Here is a 17,585-nt window from a genome sequence, read left to right as displayed (position 1 = left end):
TCAGGGCCACAGGTAGAATGGCGCGTCTTCCGCCACTCGCCAGAGTCCACTGCACATGGCCTTGCCGACGTTACGCATCATCGGTTTCATCATCGGCATCTTTCTCATCACTCTGGCCTTGAGCATGGCCATCCCCATGCTGACGCTGCTGATCCTGGAACACCCGGAAGACCTCGAAGCCTTCCTCTGGTCGAGCCTGATCACCCTGGCCACGGGCCTCGCTCTGGTGATCTCCGGGCGGCCGAACAATGCCCAGCTACGCCCCCGCGACATGTACCTGTTGACCACCGGCAGTTGGGTCGTGGTGTGCAGCTTCGCCGCGCTGCCACTGATGCTGATTGCCCACATCAGTTATACCGATGCCGTGTTCGAGACCATGTCCGGCATCACCACCACCGGCTCCACCGTGCTTACCGGCCTGGACAACATGTCCCCGGGCATCCTGATCTGGCGCTCGCTGCTGCACTGGCTCGGCGGTATCGGCTTCATCGGCATGGCCGTGGCAATCCTGCCGCTGCTGCGCGTCGGTGGCATGCGCCTGTTCCAGACCGAGTCCTCGGACTGGGGCGAGAAAGTCATGCCACGCTCGCATGTAGCGGCCAAGTACCTGCTACTGATCTACCTCGCCCTGACTCTGTTGGGTTTCCTGGCCTTCTGGGCGGCCGGCATGACGCCTTTCGAGGCGATCAACCATTCCATGGCGGCGATTTCCACTGGTGGTTTCTCCACCTCGGACCTGTCGCTGGCCAACTGGCCGCAGCCAGCCGTGCACTGGACCGCCGTGGTGCTCATGCTGCTGGGTGGCATGCCGTTCATGCTCTACGTCGCCTTCATCCGCGGCAACCGCCAGGCCCTGTTCAAGGATCACCAGGTGCGCGGCTTTCTCGGCTTTCTCGTGCTGACCTGGCTGGTGTTCGGTACCTGGCTGTGGCTCAACTCCAACTATGAATGGCTGGACGCCTTTCGCATCGTCGCGGTGAACGTCACCTCGGTGGTCACCACCACCGGCTTCGCCCTCGGCGACTACACCACCTGGGGCAGCTTCGCCGTGCTGCTGTTCTTCTACCTCACCTTCGTCGGCGGCTGCTCCGGCTCCACCGCCGGCGGCCTGAAGATCTTCCGCTTCCAGGTGGCTTACGTGCTGCTCAAGGCCAACCTGATGCAACTGGTGCATCCCCGTGCGGTGATCAAGCAGCAGTACAACGACCACAACCTGGACGAGGAAATCGTCCGCTCGCTGATCACCTTCTCGTTCTTCTTCACCATCACCATCGGCGTGCTGGCCCTGGCCCTGACGCTGACGGGCCTGGACTGGATCACCGCGCTGACCGGCGCCGCCACCGCGGTGTGCAACGTCGGCCCTGGCCTCGGCCCGATCATCGGCCCCGCCGGCAACTTCGCCAGCCTGCCGGACTCGGCCAAGTGGCTGCTGAGCATCGGCATGCTGCTCGGCCGTCTGGAAATTCTCACCGTGCTGGTGCTGGTCACCCGCAGCTTCTGGAAGAGCTGAGCCGATGCCGGTTTCCCGACTGCGCATTCTCGCCTTCATCAATGGCATCTTCCTGCTCACCCTGGCGCTGAGCATGCTGGTGCCGGTGGTCACATTGCTGGTCTTCGAGCGCCCACAAGAGATTGACGCCTTCCTCTGGTCGAGCCTGATCACCGCGCTGACCGGCATGGCCATGATTGCCCAGGGGCGCCCCGAACAGACCCAGCTACGCCCACGCGACATGTACATGCTGACGGTATCGAGCTGGGTGCTGGTGTCGATCTTCGCCGCCCTGCCGTTTGTCTTCGCCGAACGCGCCAGCATCACCGACGCCTACTTCGAGAGCATGTCCGGCATCACCGCCACCGGGGCCACCGTGTTCAACGGCCTCGACCAGATGTCCCCCGGCACCCTGATCTGGCGCTCGCTGCTGCACTGGCTCGGCGGCATCGGCTTCATCGCCATGGCCGTGGCGATCCTGCCGATGCTGCGTATCGGCGGCATGCGCCTGTTCCAGACCGAATCCTCGGATCGCTCGGACAAGGTCATGCCGCGCTCGCACATGGTCGCCAAGTACATGGTGCTGGCCTATCTCGGCCTCAGCGCCCTGGCCGTGCTGGCGTTCTGGCTGGCGGGCATGGGCCTGTTCGATGCGATCAACCATGCCATGTCGGCCATCGCCACCGGCGGGTTCTCCACCTCCGACTCCTCGCTGGGCAAGTGGCAGCAACCGGCGATCCATTGGGTGGCGGTGCTGGTGATGGTGCTCGGCAGCCTGCCCTTCGTGCTCTACGTCACGGCGCTGCGTGGCAACTATCGGCCGCTGCTGCGCGATGCCCAGGTGCGCGGTTTCCTCCTGCTACTGGTTGGCAGTTGGCTGATCCTGGCCTGCTGGAAGTGGTTCACCACCGACCTGCACTGGTTCGACGCGCTACGCCTGGTGGCGGTGAACATCACCTCGATCATGACCACCACCGGCTTCGCCGTGGGCGATTATCACCTGTGGGGCCCCTTCGCCAGCATGATGTTCTTCTACCTGGGCTTCGTCGGTGGCTGCTCCGGCTCCACCGCAGGCGGCCTGAAGATCTTCCGCTTCCAGGTGGCCTACATCCTGCTCAAGGCCAACCTCAAGCAGCTCATCCATCCGCGCGCGGTGATCAAACAGCAGTACAACGGCCACCGCCTGGACGAGGACATCGTGCGCTCGATCCTCGCCTTCGCCTTCTTCTACACCATCACCATCGCCAGCCTCGCCCTGGGCGTGGCCATGTGTGGGGTGGACTGGATCACCGCTCTGACCGGCGCCGCCGCCATGGTCTCCGGGGTCGGCCCGGGCATAGGTGAGATGGTCGGCCCGGCGGGCAACTACGCGGGCATACCGGATCTGGCCAAATGGATCCTGACCCTGGGCATGCTGCTCGGCCGCCTGGAAATCCTCACCGTGCTGGTGCTGTTCTTCCCCGCGTTCTGGCGGCATTGAGCGACAGGCTCCCAGCCCCTAGACTGGGCGCACGACAATAATAGGAGGTGCGCCATGACCACCCAGCCCCACGAACGCTTCCAGAGCTTCGCCGAGTTCTACCCTTATTACCTGCAAGAGCACAGCAACCCCACCTGCCGCCGCCTGCACTACGCTGGCAGCCTGCTGGTGCTGACCATCCTCGCCTATGCCCTGCTCACGCAGCAGTGGCTGTGGTTGTTGGCCATCCCGCTGGCCGGCTACGGCTTTGCCTGGGTCGGCCATTTCGTCTTCGAGAAGAACCGCCCCGCCACCTTCCAGTACCCGCTGTACAGCCTGATGGGCGACTGGGTGATGCTCAAGGATGCCTTCACCGGGCGTATCCGTTTCTGAAACGCATGACCGTCTGGATACTGGCCAAGTGCCGTTTAGCGGTGATGCTTGGCTGGCCGCAACTCGCTTGGTTATGATCCTGCCCTGCAAGGCTCTGGAACGAGTCTTGCCAATCGTCAGCACCCACAAGAGGTGTCACCTTTCCTGCAGGGACTCTTTGCGTACATGAAGCCAGCCATATCCAGCCGGGTCAGCAGTCTGCCGACACCACCGCTGCGCGAATACTATTCCCGCGTGCTGGCCTACATCGCCACCGCCGCCTGCATCGCCGCCGGTACGGCAATCGGGCACTTCGGCTACGACATCCTGTGGATGGTGCCCTACGCCCTGCTCTACCCCCACCTGGCCTATCAGGTCAGCCGACGCTTCAAGCCCGATCACCCGCAACAGACCGATCTCGGCCTGCTGTTCGTCGATGCCCTGCATGCCGGCGCCAGTATCGTGCTGCTGGGCTTTTCCAGCGTGCCCAGCCTGATGTTCCTGCTCACCCTGAGCTTCAGCGCCCTGGTGATCGGCGGCCTGTACTACCTGGGCATGGCCCTGCTGGTGGCCCTCGCCGCCCTGGCGCTGTGTGCGGCCGTGACCCATGTGCCCGACAACACGGCGACCCCGACCCTGGTCAGCCTGGTCAGCATCCTGTTCACCGCCCTGTACATTGGCATCACCGCTTATTTCGTGCACCAGCAGGGCCTGCGCCTGGCGCAAGCGCGTACCGAGATCAAGCGCGAGCAGGAAAAGGCCGCGCGCCTGGCGCGCAACCTGGCCAAGTACCTGTCCCCCCAGGTGTGGGAGTCGATCTTCACCGGCAAGAAGACCGTGCGCCTGGAAACCCAGCGCAAGAAGCTCACGGTGTTCTTCTCCGACATCAAGGGCTTCACCGAACTGACCGAAGAACTGGAAGCCGAGCAGCTCACCGACCTGCTCAACACCTACCTCAACGAGATGTCGAAGATCGCCCTGAAATACGGCGGCACCATCGACAAGTTCATCGGTGACAGCGTCATGGTGTTCTTCGGCGACCCCAGCAGCCTGGGCGCCAAGAAGGATGCCGTGGCCGCCGTATCCATGGCCATCGCCATGCGCAAGCACATGAAGGTGCTGCGCCAGCAATGGCGCGCCCAGGGCATCACCAAGCCGCTGGAAATTCGCATGGGGCTCAATACCGGCTATTGCACGGTGGGCAACTTCGGTGCCGATACGCGCATGGACTACACCATCATCGGCCGCGAAGTGAACCTGGCCAGCCGCCTGGAGAGCGCCGCCGAAGCCGGCGAGATCCTGATTTCCCACGAGGCCTATTCGCTGGTCAAGGACGTGATCATGTGCCGCGACAAGGGGCAGATCACGGTCAAGGGCTTCACCCGCCCGGTGCAGATCTACCAGGTGGTGGACTTCCGCCGTGACCTCGGCGCCACCTCCAGCTATGTCGAGCACGAACTGCCGGGCTTCTCCATGTACCTGGACACCAACGGCATTCAGAACTACGACAAGGAGCGGGTAATCCAGGCGCTCAACCAGGCCGCCGAGAAACTGCGCGACAAGGTCATTCTGTAAGGGATCGCCGCCCGGTACCGCTCCTAGCCTTCCGCCAATGCCTCGCTGAGCACCACCGGCTCGCCGTCGATCAGCGGTTGCAGCGCCAGGAACTCCAGCGCCGAGGCGCGCCAGGATTGCGCCGCGGCCAGTTCGGCGCAGCGCCCGCGATCCAGCTCCAGCGCGGCCAGGCAGGCAGTGCGCAGATCCTCGTCCATGACCCCGCTCTGCCCAGGCTGCAACACGTCCAGCGGCCCGGCCACCGGGTAGGCCGCCACCGGCGTGCCACAGGCCAGCGCCTCGAGCATCACCAGGCCGTAGGTATCGGTGCGCGAAGGGAACACCAGCACCGAGGCCTGCTGATAGGCCTCGGCCAATGCCTGACCATGGCGATAACCGAGAAAGCGCACCTGCGGATATTGACGCTGCAGCTCATCGCGCTGCGGCCCGTCCCCCACCACACGCTTCTCACCGGGCAAATCCAGATCGAGAAAGGCCTGCAGGTTCTTTTCCGGCGCAATGCGCCCGACATAGAGAAACACCGGCTGCTGCGGGCGTGAACGCTCCGCATCTGGCCGGAACAGCGAGGTATCCACGCCCTTGCGCCACAGTTGCAGATGGCGCAGCTCCCAGCCGGCGAACTCCTCGCGCAGGCGTTCGGTGGTCACCAGCACGGCCTGGCTGGGGCGATGGAAGGCACGCAGGAAGGCATAGCCCCAGCGCGGCGCGATCCACGGCCAGCGGGTGCTGACATACTCGGGAAAGCGGGTATGGATGGCAGAGGAAAACGCCAGCCCACGCTTGACCAGCCAGCGCCGCGCCGCCCAGCCAAGTGGGCCTTCGGTGGCGATGTGCACGCAATCCGGGCGGAAGTCACGAATCGCCGGGCCGACCTGCCAGAGGTTCCACACCAGAGGGATTTCCGGGTAGGTCGGGCACGGCACGGCACGGAAGTCGGTCGGCGACAGCAGCTTGACCTGATGGCCCAGGCCGCGCAGTTCACGCACCAGCGCTGCCAGGCTGGTGACCACACCGTTGACCTGCGGTGACCAGGCGTCGCTGACGATCAGTATTCTCACGCGCCCGTCTCGAGCAGTGCGGCAGCCTGCTCATCGGCGGCCTGCCGCGCCTGATCCTCGGCCAGCCGGTAGAGTTCGATCTGCCCATCCCAGTGCTCGATCAGCGCCGTGCAGGATTCCACCCAGTCGCCGCAGTTGAGGTACTCCACCTCGCCGACCTGACGGATCTCGGCATGGTGGATATGCCCACAGACCACGCCGTCGAGGCCGCGCTTGACGCACTCGTGGGCGATGGCCTCCTCGAAGTCGCTGATGAAGTTCACCGCCGTCTTGACCTTGTGCTTGAGGTAGGCCGACAGCGACCAGTAACCGTAACCGTAGCGGCGCCGCCAGTGGTTGAGCCAGCGGTTGAGGGTCAGGGTGAACTCGTAGGCCGAATCGCCGAGGAAGGCCAGCCAGCGGTGGTAACGGGTGATCACGTCGAACTGGTCGCCATGGATCACCAGCAGCCGACGGCCATCGGCGGTGACGTGCACCGCCTCGTCCACCAACTGGATGTTGCCCAGCAGCAGGCTGGAATAGCGGCGCAGGAATTCGTCATGGTTGCCGGTGACGTAGACCACCTCGGTGCCGCGCTTGCTCATGGTCAGCAGGCGGCGGATCACGTTGGTGTGCGCCTGCGGCCAGTAGATGCCACCGCGCAGCTTCCAGCCGTCGATGATGTCGCCGACCAGGTAGATGCGGTCGGCGTGGTAGCGCTTGAGGAAAGCGGCCAGGTGCTCGGCCTGGCAATCCCGGGTGCCGAGGTGCACGTCCGAGATCCACAGGGTACGAACACGTTGCTTGCGACTGGGCTTGGCGAGCTGGGCGCTGGTCATGGGCGGCCTCCGGCTGTTTTGGACAGCTTGAGGCGAAGCGGTGAAGTGATCGTGACGCTTGCAAGACGATTGCATGACAGCACGCTACGCAGCGCTCCAGTGCAACCAAGCTCTGCGCCCCCTACGCCAGCGTCTGGCGGCTAGTGGCCCTGGCCAGCCTGAAGGCCATGAGAGAGCCAATCCCGGCGGCCCCCATCAACATGCACATGGGAGCCGCGCTGCCATCATGCAGCGCACCCGCCAAGGCGCTGAACACCATACCCAAACCGAACTGCAGAGCCACCGCCAAGCCAGCGGCGGCACCGGCCTGCTGTGGATAGCGCTGCAGCAAGCTGGCCAGGCAGTTGGCTCCGATCAGGCCGGTCACGCTGACGTAAAGCACGACACAGATCACCACGGTGTATACGCCTCCCAAGCCCAGCCCTCCGAAAAGAGCCAGGCCGCTGCCGGAGATCGCCGCCACGGCGGTGCCCCAGGCCAGCATGCGTTGCGGCCCGAAACGTGGAACCCAGCGAGCGTTGAGCATGGTGGCCAATATCACCCCGAAGATATTCAGCGCGAACAACCAGCCATAGCCTTGCGGTGAAACGCTGAAGTACTGGATATACACGAAGGGCGAAGCCGTGATGAAGGCGAACATGCCTGCGAAGGACAGCCCCATGCACAAGATGAAGCCCAGTGCATTCGGCGCACAGGCCATCAGCCCATAAGCACGGAAAGCCCGCGCCAGTGAAGTGCCGCGCTGTTGGGGAGGATGAGTCTCGGGCAGACCCAAGGCAACCAGCACCAGGCAGCAGGCCGCGAACGACAGCAGCACCAGGAACAACGCACGCCAACCGGCCAGCAGCATGAGATAGCTCCCCATCAGCGGCGCGACCAGGGTGGCGAGCATGGTCACCAAGTGCATCAGTGACAGCACCCTGGCGGCGGCCACCAACGGGAAGAGATCGCGCACCACAGTGCGAGCCAGCACCGACGCGGCAGCGCCGCCCAGCGCTTGCAGAAAGCGACACAGCACCAGTTGCTCAGCGTTATCGGCCCACGCACAGCCGAGGCTGGCCAGCACATAGAGGCCGATGCCGAAGAGCAACAGCGGACGCCTGCCAAAGCGATCCGAAAGCGGCCCATAGAGCAACATGCCCAGACACAGACCAGCCAGAAACGCGCTGATGGTGAGTTGCACACTGGCTTCCGAGGCCTGCAGATCCGTCGCGATCAGAGGCAGGCTGGGCAGATACAGATCGATGGAGAGCGGGCCGAAGGCCGTCAGTGCAGCGAGCAGGACGATCAGGCGCTGCGGGTTGGCGACTGCGGACATGCATGATCTCACGAGGTTGGGGCCGGCCAGCCTACGAGCTGGCCGGCTGCGGGCGGCGAGAAGAGCCCAGGCAAGCGCCCCAGCAGCACGAGATGCCCGGCGCGAGCCTGGTGCCAGGTAGGGGCTTGCGTCATAGACGCCCTCGCCTCAGAAAGGAACGGCTAGGGTGAGCTGGCTGTAGACATTGGTGCCATTACCGTCACCCTGCACGCCACCATCCTCCAGCCCCTTGTCGGGTTGGTAGAGGCCGACCAGGGGAGTGATGATCAGGTGGTCACTGACGGCCCACTCGGCGTAGAGATCCAGCTCACGCCCGCTGGTATCGACATTGCCGCGGGAATGCAGCGTATCGAAGTCGAAATACAGCACGCCTAGCGTCAGCCCTTCCATCGGAGTGGCCTTGAGGCCGACATGATGAACCTGGGTATTGCTGTTGAACGGGCCGGAATAGTTGGCGGCGACCTCGCCCTGGAACCAGGTGCCATAGCCACGGCTGAAGCCGTTGAACATCGAATCCCAGCCTTCCGAATAGCGGCTGTAGCGATAGGTCAGGTTCGGTGACCAGGCCAGGTCTGCAAAGGTATAGCCCGCTTCGGCATACCAGGCTTTTTCATCGCCGGCCGACTTGTCCTGCCAGGCGTACTCGAAGGCGAAATTGGCATTCTCCACGCCCGCATTGCCAGCCCCGCGCACGCTGTAGATATCCATGCCGTCACGCTGTCGCTGAAAATCGCTGGCATAGCGCTCGTCCACACCAATGCCATGGATATAGGTGAATGCCAACTCACCCGGCTCGGTGGTGTAGGCCAGCGTGCCAGCCGCCAGCTCGGTCTTGGCCTGGGCGCGGTTATCCGATTTCATCCACATCAGATCGCCGTGCAAGCCCTGCTGACCACCGATACGCACCACCGCGGTCTGGTCGAAGGCATGACGGGCGGCCAGGTAATAGGCACCGCCTCGATTCAATTCGCCTTCGGCCGGGCCCTTGCCGAAATTGAGGCCATCATCGTTGATGATGAAACCATCGCCGATCTTCACCACCTGACGACCAAAGGAGATGTCCAGGCCATCCTCGCCCAGCGCCGGCAGCAGATTGCCGGAGCGCCAGCCCAGGTAGGCGTCCTCGATCTTGGTGGTGCGTTCGGAGCCGTCGCTCAGGCCGGCCGCATCGCCATCGCCCCAGGAGCCGGAGCTGACCCAATTGAGTGCGCCGTAGGCCGTACCGTTACCCGCCAGCCCCTGCTCGGCACTGACCCCATATTTGACGAAGCCCTCGCGCCAACTGGCGCCACCGCTGCTGCCGTCATAGCTCTTGCGGCTGTTGAACCAACCATACACGGCGAGGACATCGGCGTTCAGCCTGGTTTCACCCTGGTTGTAGAATTCGTAGGCCTGGGCTGACTGGCTGGCGCCAAGGACGGCGACAGCAAGCCCCACGGCTGCGGAAATGGAGGTATGGCGACGTTGCTGCATGAGCTGCTCCTCTTGTTCTTCTGGCCCGCCCGGCAGGACAGGTCTCTGGTTTGCGCCCTGCAGCGCAGGACGCACCACCGCTCAGCCCCGATATCCTCCCTCGAGATACCGAATGAACCTCGACAACGGTGACGGGCTATTAGGGAACGTGCGCACCGGCAATGCTTGATCACACTTGCCAGCGGACTTGACCCGCCACGCCAGCAGCAGCGCACTCGTTGTGTGCAGCAGTAACAGCGAGTGCACCGGGACTCGGCGGCCGAACCGTCTGACCATCGGCTTCCAGCCCTCAACAATGGGCGCTGGCGGATCAGGAAGCGACTTGCGGGAACCCGGCATGGTTCATGCTTAACATGTTAATGAAACCGCCCATGCATCTTTCGGTAACATGTTAACAAGTATCAAGGGGTCGCCATGCACGCTCAGCAGGCCACACACAGCTCACTCGAAAACTGGCAGCGCTCCATCCAATCCGTTTGCGGCAACTACGAGACCCGCCTGGCCTTCAACAGCACCCTGTTCATCGGTGATGTCCATGCCAAGGAACATGCCGGTCTGACGCTGGCGCACCTGAAGACCAATGCCGGCCTGATCTCCCGCACGGCCAAGACGGATCGCGACGACGACCGTTACTGCTTTCTGGTCAGCCAGCGCAGTGGCTGTTCGCAGATATCCCAGAATGGCCAGACCGTAGAGCTAGCACCGGGCGACCTGGTGTTGATGGACTCGGTGGGCTCGTGCGAGATCACCCCGCATGGGTTGATCGAACATGCCTCCCTGCATCTGCCGCGAGAAGATGTTCTGCGTGCGCTGCGCAACGAGCGCTCGCTGTTCGGCAAGGTTTCACCTCGATGCACCAGCGGCCGTATGCTGCGCCTGCTGGTCGACCAGCTCTATCTCAACGAAGCGGGCATCCAGGCCGATGCCTGCGAAGGCGAAGCCATGCTCGGCGCCTTTACCAGCCTGCTCGGCCCAGCCTTGACGCAGCGCGAGCAGGAAGCCGAGATCGCCGACTCGATTGCCGGCAACAGCCTGCGACGCCAGGCGCAGCAACTGATCGAGGAATCGCTGAGCCACCCCAACCTGACGCCGGCCGCGCTGGCCAACCGCCTGCAGATCTCCGTGCGCCAGCTCTATCGACTCTTCGAGGAACAGGGCGACAGCGTTTGCCGTTATATCCAGCGCACCCGCCTGCAACGCAGCGCCAGCGATCTGAGCAACCCCAATCTGCGCCGTGAATCGATCACCGCGATCGCCTACAAATGGGGCTTTACCGACTCGGCCCACTTCAGTCGCGCGTTCAAGAAGCAGTTCGAGCAATCGCCCAAGGAATACCGCTCCCAGGCCGTCGATCAGTAACCTAAAGCGGAACGCGACAGGGGTCGGCAGCGGCGACCGAAGGCCACCAGCACCACAGACTCAAGCAAGCGCCGCCTGGGTTTCCGGCAAGGTCGCGCCACCATCCACAACGATGGTCTGCCCGGTGATATAGCTGGCCGCCTCCGAGGCGAGGAACAGCATGGCGCCGGCAATATCAGCCGGTTCGCCCAGGCGGCCCAAGGGTACCCCGCGGGCGATATCGGCGCTGTGGGCGCCATCGCCCAGATTGCCCATCGCCGGGGTACGGATCATGCCCGGCTCGACGCCATTGACCCGTACCCCACGCCTGGCCAGCTCCAGCGCCGCACTGCGGATGAAACCGTTGACCCCGGCCTTGGACGCCGCGTAGTGGCTCAACCCCGGATAGGCGACCCGTGGCCCGGTAACCGACGAGGTGACCAGCACGCAGCCCTTGCCCCGCTGCTCGAACAACGGCAACGCGCCCTGGGTGAGCCAGAACAGCGCGCTGAGATTCACCGCCAGGGTGCGTTGCAGAATGGTCGGCGTGATCTCGGCGAAGGGCGTCAGAGGAAAGTAGCCGGCGTTATGCACCAGAATGTCCAGGCGCTCCAGCCCACTCAGCAAAGCGGCGATGGCGGTTTCGTCGGCCAGGTCGATGGCCAATGCCTGCACCTCGTGCCCCTGGCTCTGCAGTTCACGCGCCAGTGCCTGGGCCGGCTGCACCTGCAGATCGGCGATCAGCACGCGCGCCCCGCTGGCAGCAAAGCCTTCGACGATACTGCGACCGATGCCCTGGGCGCCGCCGGTGACCAGCACGGTCTGCCCGGCGAAATCGAATCGTGCGTTCATCAGGCACCTCCCAGACGATCGAACACCAGAGTCGGCACGTCGACGATGCTGGAACCGCCGTCGGCGACGATGCTGGCCCCCGTGATGATCGACGCCTCGTCACTGATCAGGAAACGGCACACGCTGGCGATTTCCTCGGCACTGGCCGGACGCCGCAAGGGCACGTCGGCGGTGACCCGAGCGTAGGCGGCATCGAGGTCTTCGCCGAAGTGCTGCATCAGCGGCTGCATCTCCTCGTCGGCCATCGGCGTGCGCACCCAGCCGGGGCACACGCAGTTGACCCGCACGCCCAGTGGGCCGTAATCACGCGCCAGGGAGCGGTTGAGGCCGAGCAGCGCATGCTTGGCCGTGGTGTAGCCACACACCTGCGGGCCGGCGGCCAACGAGGCGATGGAACCGAGCAGGACGATGCTGCCGCGCCGCTCGATCAGCAGCGGCAGGCAGGCTCGGGCGCTGTGGAACGCGCTGTCGAGATTGCTGCGCATGGCGGCCTGCCAGCCTTCGTCGGACGTTTGCGTGGCCGTGCCGAGACCATGGCCACCGGCGCAAGCCAGCAGCGCATCGAGGCCGCCGAAGCGGCTGCGAACCTGCTCCACGAAGCCACTCCAGGCCTCGGCGCTGGCAGCATCGCCGACCAGCACCAGGCCACCGGTTTGCGCCGCCACACGCTCCAGTGGCGGGCGGCGACGACCGACCAGCACCAGGTTGTGGCCTTCATCCGCCAGACGCCGGGCGCAGGCTTCACCGATGCCGGTGCCGGCCCCTGTAATGAGGATGGTTCTGGGCTCAGTCATCGCACGCATGCTCCGTGCGGTTGATCACGCTGCAGTAGGAGGCCACCGGAAAGTTGGACAGTTCGTCGAAGCCGCCACCGGCGTAGCCGAAGATCTTGCCATCGCTGCGGTGGTTGGCCATGTCGATCATCACCAGGCCCAGGGTCGGCACGATCTTCTCGCGCCAGACGAACAGATACAGCTCGTCGCTGATCTTGTAGTAGTGGCAACGATCGGTGTCGCACAGGCCCGCCTCCACACCTTTCAGGCACTGCCAGGTGTAGAAGTTCTCGTTGAGGTAGATGTGCTCGTAGACCTCGGTCGGGCTGTAGCGATACAGGTTGCGCAAGCCCACCAGCTCGCGGGTCGGCGCGTGCGGGCAGGCGCCCTCCTGCCACGGCTTGTCCAGGCTGCCGTGGAAGAACTCGACCTCCACGCCGGTCAGCAGCTTGCCCGCCAGGGCTCGGTGATAGAGGCCTTCATGGGTGGTCTGGGCGTCCGGCATTCGGCCGATCACTGCGGTGAAGGAAGCGCTGGTCAAGTCCAGTACCAGGCTGATCGACCAGTCCTGGCCGTTCTCCTGCTTGAGGAAGTCCACCAGGTAGATGCCGGGGCGAACCGAGGTGGCACGGTAGGCAGCACTGCCCTGCGAATGACCATCGGCTGCCTGCCAGCTCAGACGCTCGGCCTCGAAGCGGTGAGCGATCTGCCAACCATTGGCGAAATGCAGGGTCAGGCTTCGGCCAGTGAGGTCGGCCAGGTTCGGCAGGATGAAGGATTCCGGGGCGAAGCCATCGGCCAGGGCCCCTACGGTGATCCAGTCGGAATGGGTGCTCATGCTGATATCTCGAAGTGATGGGTGGAGCCTGCATGGTGCGAGCTCCAGCCAGTTACGCCTATCAACCGGATGGTTGAGAAGCGCACGTTGCCCTGCCCCAATTCAGTTCACGGCCCCACCCTGGCGGGCGTTGACCGGAGGCACACGAGACGCCCAGGGTTGGGCCTGCTCCAATTGCGCAGCCAGGGCCAGCAAGGTGGCCTCGTCGCCGAAGCGGCCGGCAAAATGCGCACCGATGGGCAGGCCAGCGGCCGTCCAGTACAACGGCACCGACATCGCCGGCTGACCGGTGGCGTTGAACAGCGCGGTGAACGGCGAATAGCTGTGGAACTGCTCCATCACCTCGGCCAGGCTGAGCCGCTCATCGAAGGCGTCCAGCTCGCCGATCCGTGGCGGTTCGCGGGTAAGGGTCGGGGTGAGGATCAGGTCGAAATCCTGCAGGAACGCGGCGAAGGCTCGCCCCAGCGCATGGATCCAGTCCACCGCCGCCGCGTAACGCGCGCCGCCGATGTCGCCACGTTCGCGCAGGATGATCCGGGTGCGCGGCTCCAGCTCCTCCAGCGCCACCGGCTGGCCACGCATCTGCCCCAGCATGTCGATGTAGCCACGGGTGCTCGCACCGATGATGTCGAAGACGCGATCCAGGAAGACCGGCAGTTCGACCGGCAATCGAGTCACCTCGACCGAGTGCCCAAGGCTCTCGCACAGGCGCGCCGCATGCCGCACGGCAGCCAGGCTTTCGGCAGAGCTTGGCCAGGGGTCGAGATGTTCGACCAGCGCGATACGCAGCGGGCGCGCCGGCCCCTGCGCGGCGGCGAGATAGGAAGTGCTGTGCAACGGGGCCGCGTAGGGTGCTCCCAGATCCATGCCAGCCGTCACGTCGAGCAATGCGGCGCTGTCGCGCACGGACAGGGTGATCGCATGCGGTGTACCCATGCCGGCCCAGCCCTCGCCGACCAGCGGCCCGGATGGCATGAGCCCCCGGCTCGGCTTGAAACCGAACACACCACAGCAGGAGGCGGGAACCCGCAGCGACCCACCGCCATCGTTGCCATGGGCAAAAGGCACCACCCGTGCTGCCACCAAGGCGGCCGCCCCCCCACTGGAACCACCGGCACTGTGTTCAGTGTTCCAGGGATTGCGAGTGGCGCCGAAGCGCGTCGACTCCGTGGTGTAGGAGGTACCGAACTCGGGCGCCGTGCTGCTGCCAGCGAACACGCAACCGGCCTGCCGCAGCCGCGTCACCACCTCGGCCTCGAAATCGGCACGCACCTCGCCGCAGGCCAGGGAGCCATTGGTCATCAGCGCACCACGCAGCGGTGAGAACAGATCCTTGATCAGGGTCGGCACACCCGCGAAGGTGCCCTGGCTCGCACTGGCCGACTGCGCATCGAGACGAGCCTTGTCGTAGAGTTTTTCGCAAACCGCATTGAGCTGAGGCTCGACCTGCTCGATACGTTCGATGACCGCCTCCAGCAATTCGCCGGGCCGTACCTCCCCCTTGCGTACCAGCTCGGCAAGCCCATAGCCATCGTGACTGTCCAGCAGCGAATGAATGCTGTGCATAGTTAAGTTTCCTTGGGAATCAGGAGTGGGTAGAGAGTGGGTCAGCCAAGCGCTTGCGCTGGATCAGCCCGGTGACCAGCCACAATGACGCGGCCATAAGGCTGGCCAGCGCCAGCCAGTGAATCGAGGCGCGCAGGTCGCCAGTGAACGCGCCTACCAGCGCCACCACCAACGGGCTGACGAACTGGCCGATGTACAGACAGGCCGTGAACAGGCCGAGACCGCGCCCCCGGGTATTGACGTTCAGCGCGTTCATCACCGGCGCCATGGCATTGGGCACCAACAGGCCGGCGCCAAGGCCGTGCACGCTTACCGCCAGCAAGACCTCGTTGTAGCTTTGTGCACGGGTCAGCAGCCACAGGCCCAGCGCCAGCAAGGTCAACAACGCCACGTTGCAACCCGCGATGCCCAGACCTCGGCGCAGCAGCGGCCAGATCAGCGAACCACCGAGAGTGGCCAGCAGCCCCAGGCCGGCAGACAGGCCAATCAGGGTGCTGGAGGTGATGCCCAGCTCCACCAGCAGAACAGGTGTCTGTACCGGCACGATCAGGCTGAGGATCATCCCGCCCATGATCAGCAGATAGCCACTGACCAGCGCCGGAATCGAGACCTGCTCATCGTCCGCGTCGGGCGTCGTTTCCATACGCTCGCGAACCGGCTCCCAGAGCACCCGGATCATCGCCGGCACCAACAGCAGCGGCAGCAGATAGAGATAGAACGGCAGTCGCCATGACTGCTCGCCCAGCGCCCCGCCGACGACGAAGAACAGTGCACCCACCAGGCCGATGGTGACCACCTGCAGGTTGACGTAGCGCATGCGCGCCTCACCCCGCCAGTAGTCGGCGATCAGGGTGGCGCAGCAGGTCATGATCGCCGCTTCGGTACAGCCGAACAGCAGGCGGACCCCGACGATGGCCGTGAGGTCGTCGAGCAGCGCCGGAATCATTCCCAGCACTGCATACAGCAAGGTCGCGATGATCAGCAGCGCCTTGCGCCCCACCCGGTCGGCCAACCAGCCAGCCAGCGGCGCACACAGGGCGATGGTCAGGGCCGGCCCGGTCACGGCCAGGGGTACCAGCAGCTCGGCATGCGCCGAAGTCGGGCCGAACTCGGCGGCCAGCTTCGGCAGCATGGGGGCGACCATCACCGCGCCCATGATGGTCAGGCTGCTGCCGAGCATCAGTACCACGCCTTCACGCCGACCACTGGCCTGACGGGAGTTGGGCGCCGCGGCGCCTGCAAGGGAATGTTCCAGAGACATGCTGAAGACCTCGAAGATGTGATGAGGCATCCGCGGCACGTGTCAGAGCATCCCGTTTGGGACAGGGCTCAGGCACTCGCCAAGCGGCTCCGCGACGTCCGGCTCGGTGCCGCACGCCGGCTTTACGCAGGCATCCTAGGGCGCTGTTCCAGGCCACCGTTATCCAAATTCGGCAGAATGACGGCACCTCCTCTGAGGCTCGAAATGACCATCATGGAGCTGCCCGAAAGGGACGAAAGGAAGCGCAGATCTATACGCGGGGAGATTTGGAAAGGCTCACGAGCTGGCCGCATTCGGCACTCTGCAGGCCTTACAGAAAGAGGGTCGCCACCAGCTCGGTGCGATTGCTGACACCCAGTTTGCGGAACAGATTGATCAGATGAGTCTTGACGGTGGGTAGACCGACATCGAGCCGGCGGGCGATGTCCTTGTTGCTGCAACCGGCTCGCAGCAACTCCGCCACCTGCCATTCCCGCGTCGTCAGTTGCATGCGCGGAGCGATAGACGATGGCGGTGCCACGGCGACCTCGAACAGCCCCTGCAGTGCCTGCAACTGCCGCAGTTCGTGCATGGCGAAGGTGCCAAGCTCCGCGCCACGCAGCAGCGAGATGCCCGCCACCGGTCGCCCCTGCTCGAAAGCCAGCACCTCGACGACATCGACGACGCCGAAGCGCTCGAGGAAATCCCCGTAGCGCCGATTGGCGGCGGCGTCCTGCGCACTCATGCCCAGTTGCAAGGGCACCACGCTGCTGCCGGTGCGCTGGCAATTGCGCGGCTGCAGTGGATCGACCTGACGAAAATCGGACAGATAGCGCTCATGCATGTCCAGGCGCATCTGCTGCAGAAGGAAATCCTGCGGTTCGAGCTGGGCAGCGATGCGATAGAAGACCCCGGCGGAGACGGGTAGCAACGCCAGGAAGCTGTTCAGGCAACGTTGCCCCACCTCTGCGTCATGCATGATCGCGTGACTCGGTTAGACCCTGGCGACCGAATCGGCCGCCAGAGTGAACGGCCAGTGGTTACACCACGGCCATGTAGTGTTTGGTGAAGCTGTCGCTGAGCACGTCCCACAGCACGGCAGTACCCTTGGTCACGAACCAGCTATCACCAGCCTTGTAGCGAGTGCTCTGGCCGGTGGCCTCATCGGTCAGGATGACCTCACCGAACACCACGGTGGCCTGTTCGTTGAACGGATAGACCATGCGGAACTTGCTCTTGGTCACGGCGAAATAACCGGCGCTGAGCGCATCGGTCGGCGCACCGAAGGTCATCTTGCCGAAGGCCTTGCCCTCGCCTTCGAGAATCTCCGAGCCCAGGTCGGCAACGGTGCCCCAGGCATCCAGCTCGTTGAGGGTGGTGCCTTGCTTGATAGGCGTCATTGGGTATTTCCTCTGT

16 protein-coding genes are annotated in these 17,585 nt (G+C 64.3%); 5 read left to right on the top strand and 11 right to left on the bottom strand.

Annotated features, from left to right (window positions below; all coding sequences use genetic code 11):
• Positions 1–55 precede the first annotated feature (55 nt).
• The 4 genes from PVE35_RS08525 (at position 56) to PVE35_RS08510 (ending at position 4,895) form a co-directional block, all read left to right on the top strand.
• The gene (locus PVE35_RS08525; protein ID WP_268178065.1) at positions 56–1,510 is read left to right on the top strand and encodes a TrkH family potassium uptake protein; all 1,455 of its coding nucleotides are present in this window, start codon (positions 56–58) and stop codon (positions 1,508–1,510) included.
• A 4-nt stretch (positions 1,511–1,514) separates the two neighbouring features.
• A complete protein-coding gene (locus PVE35_RS08520) occupies positions 1,515–2,969 on the top strand; it encodes a TrkH family potassium uptake protein (protein ID WP_277374383.1) in 1,455 nt (484 codons plus the stop codon).
• A 54-nt stretch (positions 2,970–3,023) separates the two neighbouring features.
• Positions 3,024–3,341, top strand: a complete 318-nt coding sequence (locus PVE35_RS08515; RefSeq protein WP_268178069.1) for an Mpo1-like protein — start codon at positions 3,024–3,026, stop codon at positions 3,339–3,341.
• 165 nt (positions 3,342–3,506) lie between these two features.
• Complete coding sequence (locus PVE35_RS08510) at positions 3,507–4,895, top strand: adenylate/guanylate cyclase domain-containing protein (protein WP_268178070.1); 1,389 nt, start codon at positions 3,507–3,509, stop codon at positions 4,893–4,895.
• Positions 4,896–4,918: 23 nt separating this feature from the next.
• Here the strand turns inward: PVE35_RS08510 and PVE35_RS08505 are convergent, their stop codons facing one another.
• The 4 genes from PVE35_RS08505 to PVE35_RS08490 form a co-directional block, all read right to left on the bottom strand.
• Positions 4,919–5,953, bottom strand: coding sequence for a glycosyltransferase family 1 protein (locus PVE35_RS08505; protein WP_277374382.1), 1,035 nt, complete (start codon positions 5,951–5,953; stop codon positions 4,919–4,921).
• A complete protein-coding gene (locus tag PVE35_RS08500) occupies positions 5,950–6,771 on the bottom strand; it encodes a UDP-2,3-diacylglucosamine diphosphatase (protein ID WP_268178072.1) in 822 nt (273 codons plus the stop codon). The genes PVE35_RS08505 and PVE35_RS08500 overlap by 4 nt, the downstream gene beginning before the upstream one ends.
• Positions 6,772–6,892: 121 nt before the next feature.
• Positions 6,893–8,089, bottom strand: coding sequence for a Bcr/CflA family multidrug efflux MFS transporter (locus PVE35_RS08495; protein ID WP_277374381.1), 1,197 nt, complete (start codon positions 8,087–8,089; stop codon positions 6,893–6,895).
• A 147-nt stretch (positions 8,090–8,236) separates the two neighbouring features.
• Positions 8,237–9,562: a hypothetical protein gene (locus PVE35_RS08490; protein ID WP_268178074.1), complete on the bottom strand. Its 1,326-nt coding sequence runs from the start codon at positions 9,560–9,562 to the stop codon at positions 8,237–8,239.
• A gap of 414 nt (positions 9,563–9,976) precedes the next feature.
• On the opposite strand from PVE35_RS08490, the gene feaR reads away from it, so the two are divergent.
• Complete coding sequence (gene feaR, locus PVE35_RS08485; RefSeq protein ID WP_268178076.1) at positions 9,977–10,921, top strand: transcriptional regulator FeaR; 945 nt, start codon at positions 9,977–9,979, stop codon at positions 10,919–10,921.
• 60 nt (positions 10,922–10,981) lie between these two features.
• Here feaR and PVE35_RS08480 read toward each other — a convergent pair whose 3' ends face one another.
• The 7 genes from PVE35_RS08480 to PVE35_RS08450 all read right to left on the bottom strand — a co-directional run bounded on the left by PVE35_RS08480 (position 10,982) and on the right by PVE35_RS08450 (position 17,569).
• Positions 10,982–11,752, bottom strand: coding sequence for an SDR family oxidoreductase (locus PVE35_RS08480; RefSeq protein WP_277374380.1), 771 nt, complete (start codon positions 11,750–11,752; stop codon positions 10,982–10,984).
• Complete coding sequence (locus tag PVE35_RS08475; protein ID WP_277374379.1) at positions 11,752–12,546, bottom strand: SDR family oxidoreductase; 795 nt, start codon at positions 12,544–12,546, stop codon at positions 11,752–11,754. The genes PVE35_RS08480 and PVE35_RS08475 overlap by 1 nt, the downstream gene beginning before the upstream one ends.
• Positions 12,539–13,363 (bottom strand): molybdenum cofactor biosynthesis F family protein, encoded by an 825-nt coding sequence (locus tag PVE35_RS08470; protein WP_277374378.1) that lies wholly within the window; start codon positions 13,361–13,363, stop codon positions 12,539–12,541. Before PVE35_RS08470 ends, PVE35_RS08475 begins: the two co-directional genes overlap by 8 nt.
• A 102-nt stretch (positions 13,364–13,465) precedes the next feature.
• Entirely contained in the window at positions 13,466–14,929 is a 1,464-nt protein-coding gene (locus PVE35_RS08465) for an amidase (RefSeq protein WP_277374377.1), read from the bottom strand.
• A 19-nt stretch (positions 14,930–14,948) separates the two neighbouring features.
• Entirely contained in the window at positions 14,949–16,190 is a 1,242-nt protein-coding gene (locus tag PVE35_RS08460; RefSeq protein ID WP_277374376.1) for an MFS transporter, read from the bottom strand.
• 310 nt (positions 16,191–16,500) lie between these two features.
• The gene (locus PVE35_RS08455) at positions 16,501–17,148 is read right to left on the bottom strand and encodes a LuxR C-terminal-related transcriptional regulator (RefSeq protein ID WP_277374375.1); all 648 of its coding nucleotides are present in this window, start codon (positions 17,146–17,148) and stop codon (positions 16,501–16,503) included.
• Positions 17,149–17,209: 61 nt separating this feature from the next.
• Positions 17,210–17,569, bottom strand: a complete 360-nt coding sequence (locus PVE35_RS08450) for a cupin domain-containing protein (RefSeq protein ID WP_268178086.1) — start codon at positions 17,567–17,569, stop codon at positions 17,210–17,212.
• Between the last annotated feature and the right edge of the window lie 16 nt (positions 17,570–17,585).

This window comes from Pseudomonas sp. AA-38 (assembly GCF_029457475.1).
In the GTDB taxonomy this organism is placed as follows: domain Bacteria; phylum Pseudomonadota; class Gammaproteobacteria; order Pseudomonadales; family Pseudomonadaceae; genus Aquipseudomonas.
This window is presented reverse-complemented; position numbering and strand designations above follow the sequence as displayed.

Excerpts from the sequence above, each read along its gene's own strand:
- PVE35_RS08500 (WP_268178072.1), bottom strand. The coding sequence starts at position 6,771 with ATGACCAGCGCCCAGCTCGCCAAGCCCAGTCGCAAGCAACGTGTTCGT.
- PVE35_RS08460 (WP_277374376.1), bottom strand. The coding sequence starts at position 16,190 with ATGTCTCTGGAACATTCCCTTGCAGGCGCCGCGGCGCCCAACTCCCGT.
- PVE35_RS08520 (WP_277374383.1), top strand. The coding sequence starts at position 1,515 with ATGCCGGTTTCCCGACTGCGCATTCTCGCCTTCATCAATGGCATCTTC.
- PVE35_RS08495 (WP_277374381.1), bottom strand. The coding sequence starts at position 8,089 with ATGTCCGCAGTCGCCAACCCGCAGCGCCTGATCGTCCTGCTCGCTGCA.
- PVE35_RS08470 (WP_277374378.1), bottom strand. The coding sequence starts at position 13,363 with ATGAGCACCCATTCCGACTGGATCACCGTAGGGGCCCTGGCCGATGGC.
- PVE35_RS08475 (WP_277374379.1), bottom strand. The coding sequence starts at position 12,546 with ATGACTGAGCCCAGAACCATCCTCATTACAGGGGCCGGCACCGGCATC.
- PVE35_RS08490 (WP_268178074.1), bottom strand. The coding sequence starts at position 9,562 with ATGCAGCAACGTCGCCATACCTCCATTTCCGCAGCCGTGGGGCTTGCT.
- PVE35_RS08510 (WP_268178070.1), top strand. The coding sequence starts at position 3,507 with ATGAAGCCAGCCATATCCAGCCGGGTCAGCAGTCTGCCGACACCACCG.
- PVE35_RS08515 (WP_268178069.1), top strand. The coding sequence starts at position 3,024 with ATGACCACCCAGCCCCACGAACGCTTCCAGAGCTTCGCCGAGTTCTAC.
- PVE35_RS08450 (WP_268178086.1), bottom strand. The coding sequence starts at position 17,569 with ATGACGCCTATCAAGCAAGGCACCACCCTCAACGAGCTGGATGCCTGG.
- PVE35_RS08480 (WP_277374380.1), bottom strand. The coding sequence starts at position 11,752 with ATGAACGCACGATTCGATTTCGCCGGGCAGACCGTGCTGGTCACCGGC.
- PVE35_RS08525 (WP_268178065.1), top strand. The coding sequence starts at position 56 with ATGGCCTTGCCGACGTTACGCATCATCGGTTTCATCATCGGCATCTTT.
- feaR (WP_268178076.1), top strand. The coding sequence starts at position 9,977 with ATGCACGCTCAGCAGGCCACACACAGCTCACTCGAAAACTGGCAGCGC.
- PVE35_RS08465 (WP_277374377.1), bottom strand. The coding sequence starts at position 14,929 with ATGCACAGCATTCATTCGCTGCTGGACAGTCACGATGGCTATGGGCTT.
- PVE35_RS08455 (WP_277374375.1), bottom strand. The coding sequence starts at position 17,148 with ATGCATGACGCAGAGGTGGGGCAACGTTGCCTGAACAGCTTCCTGGCG.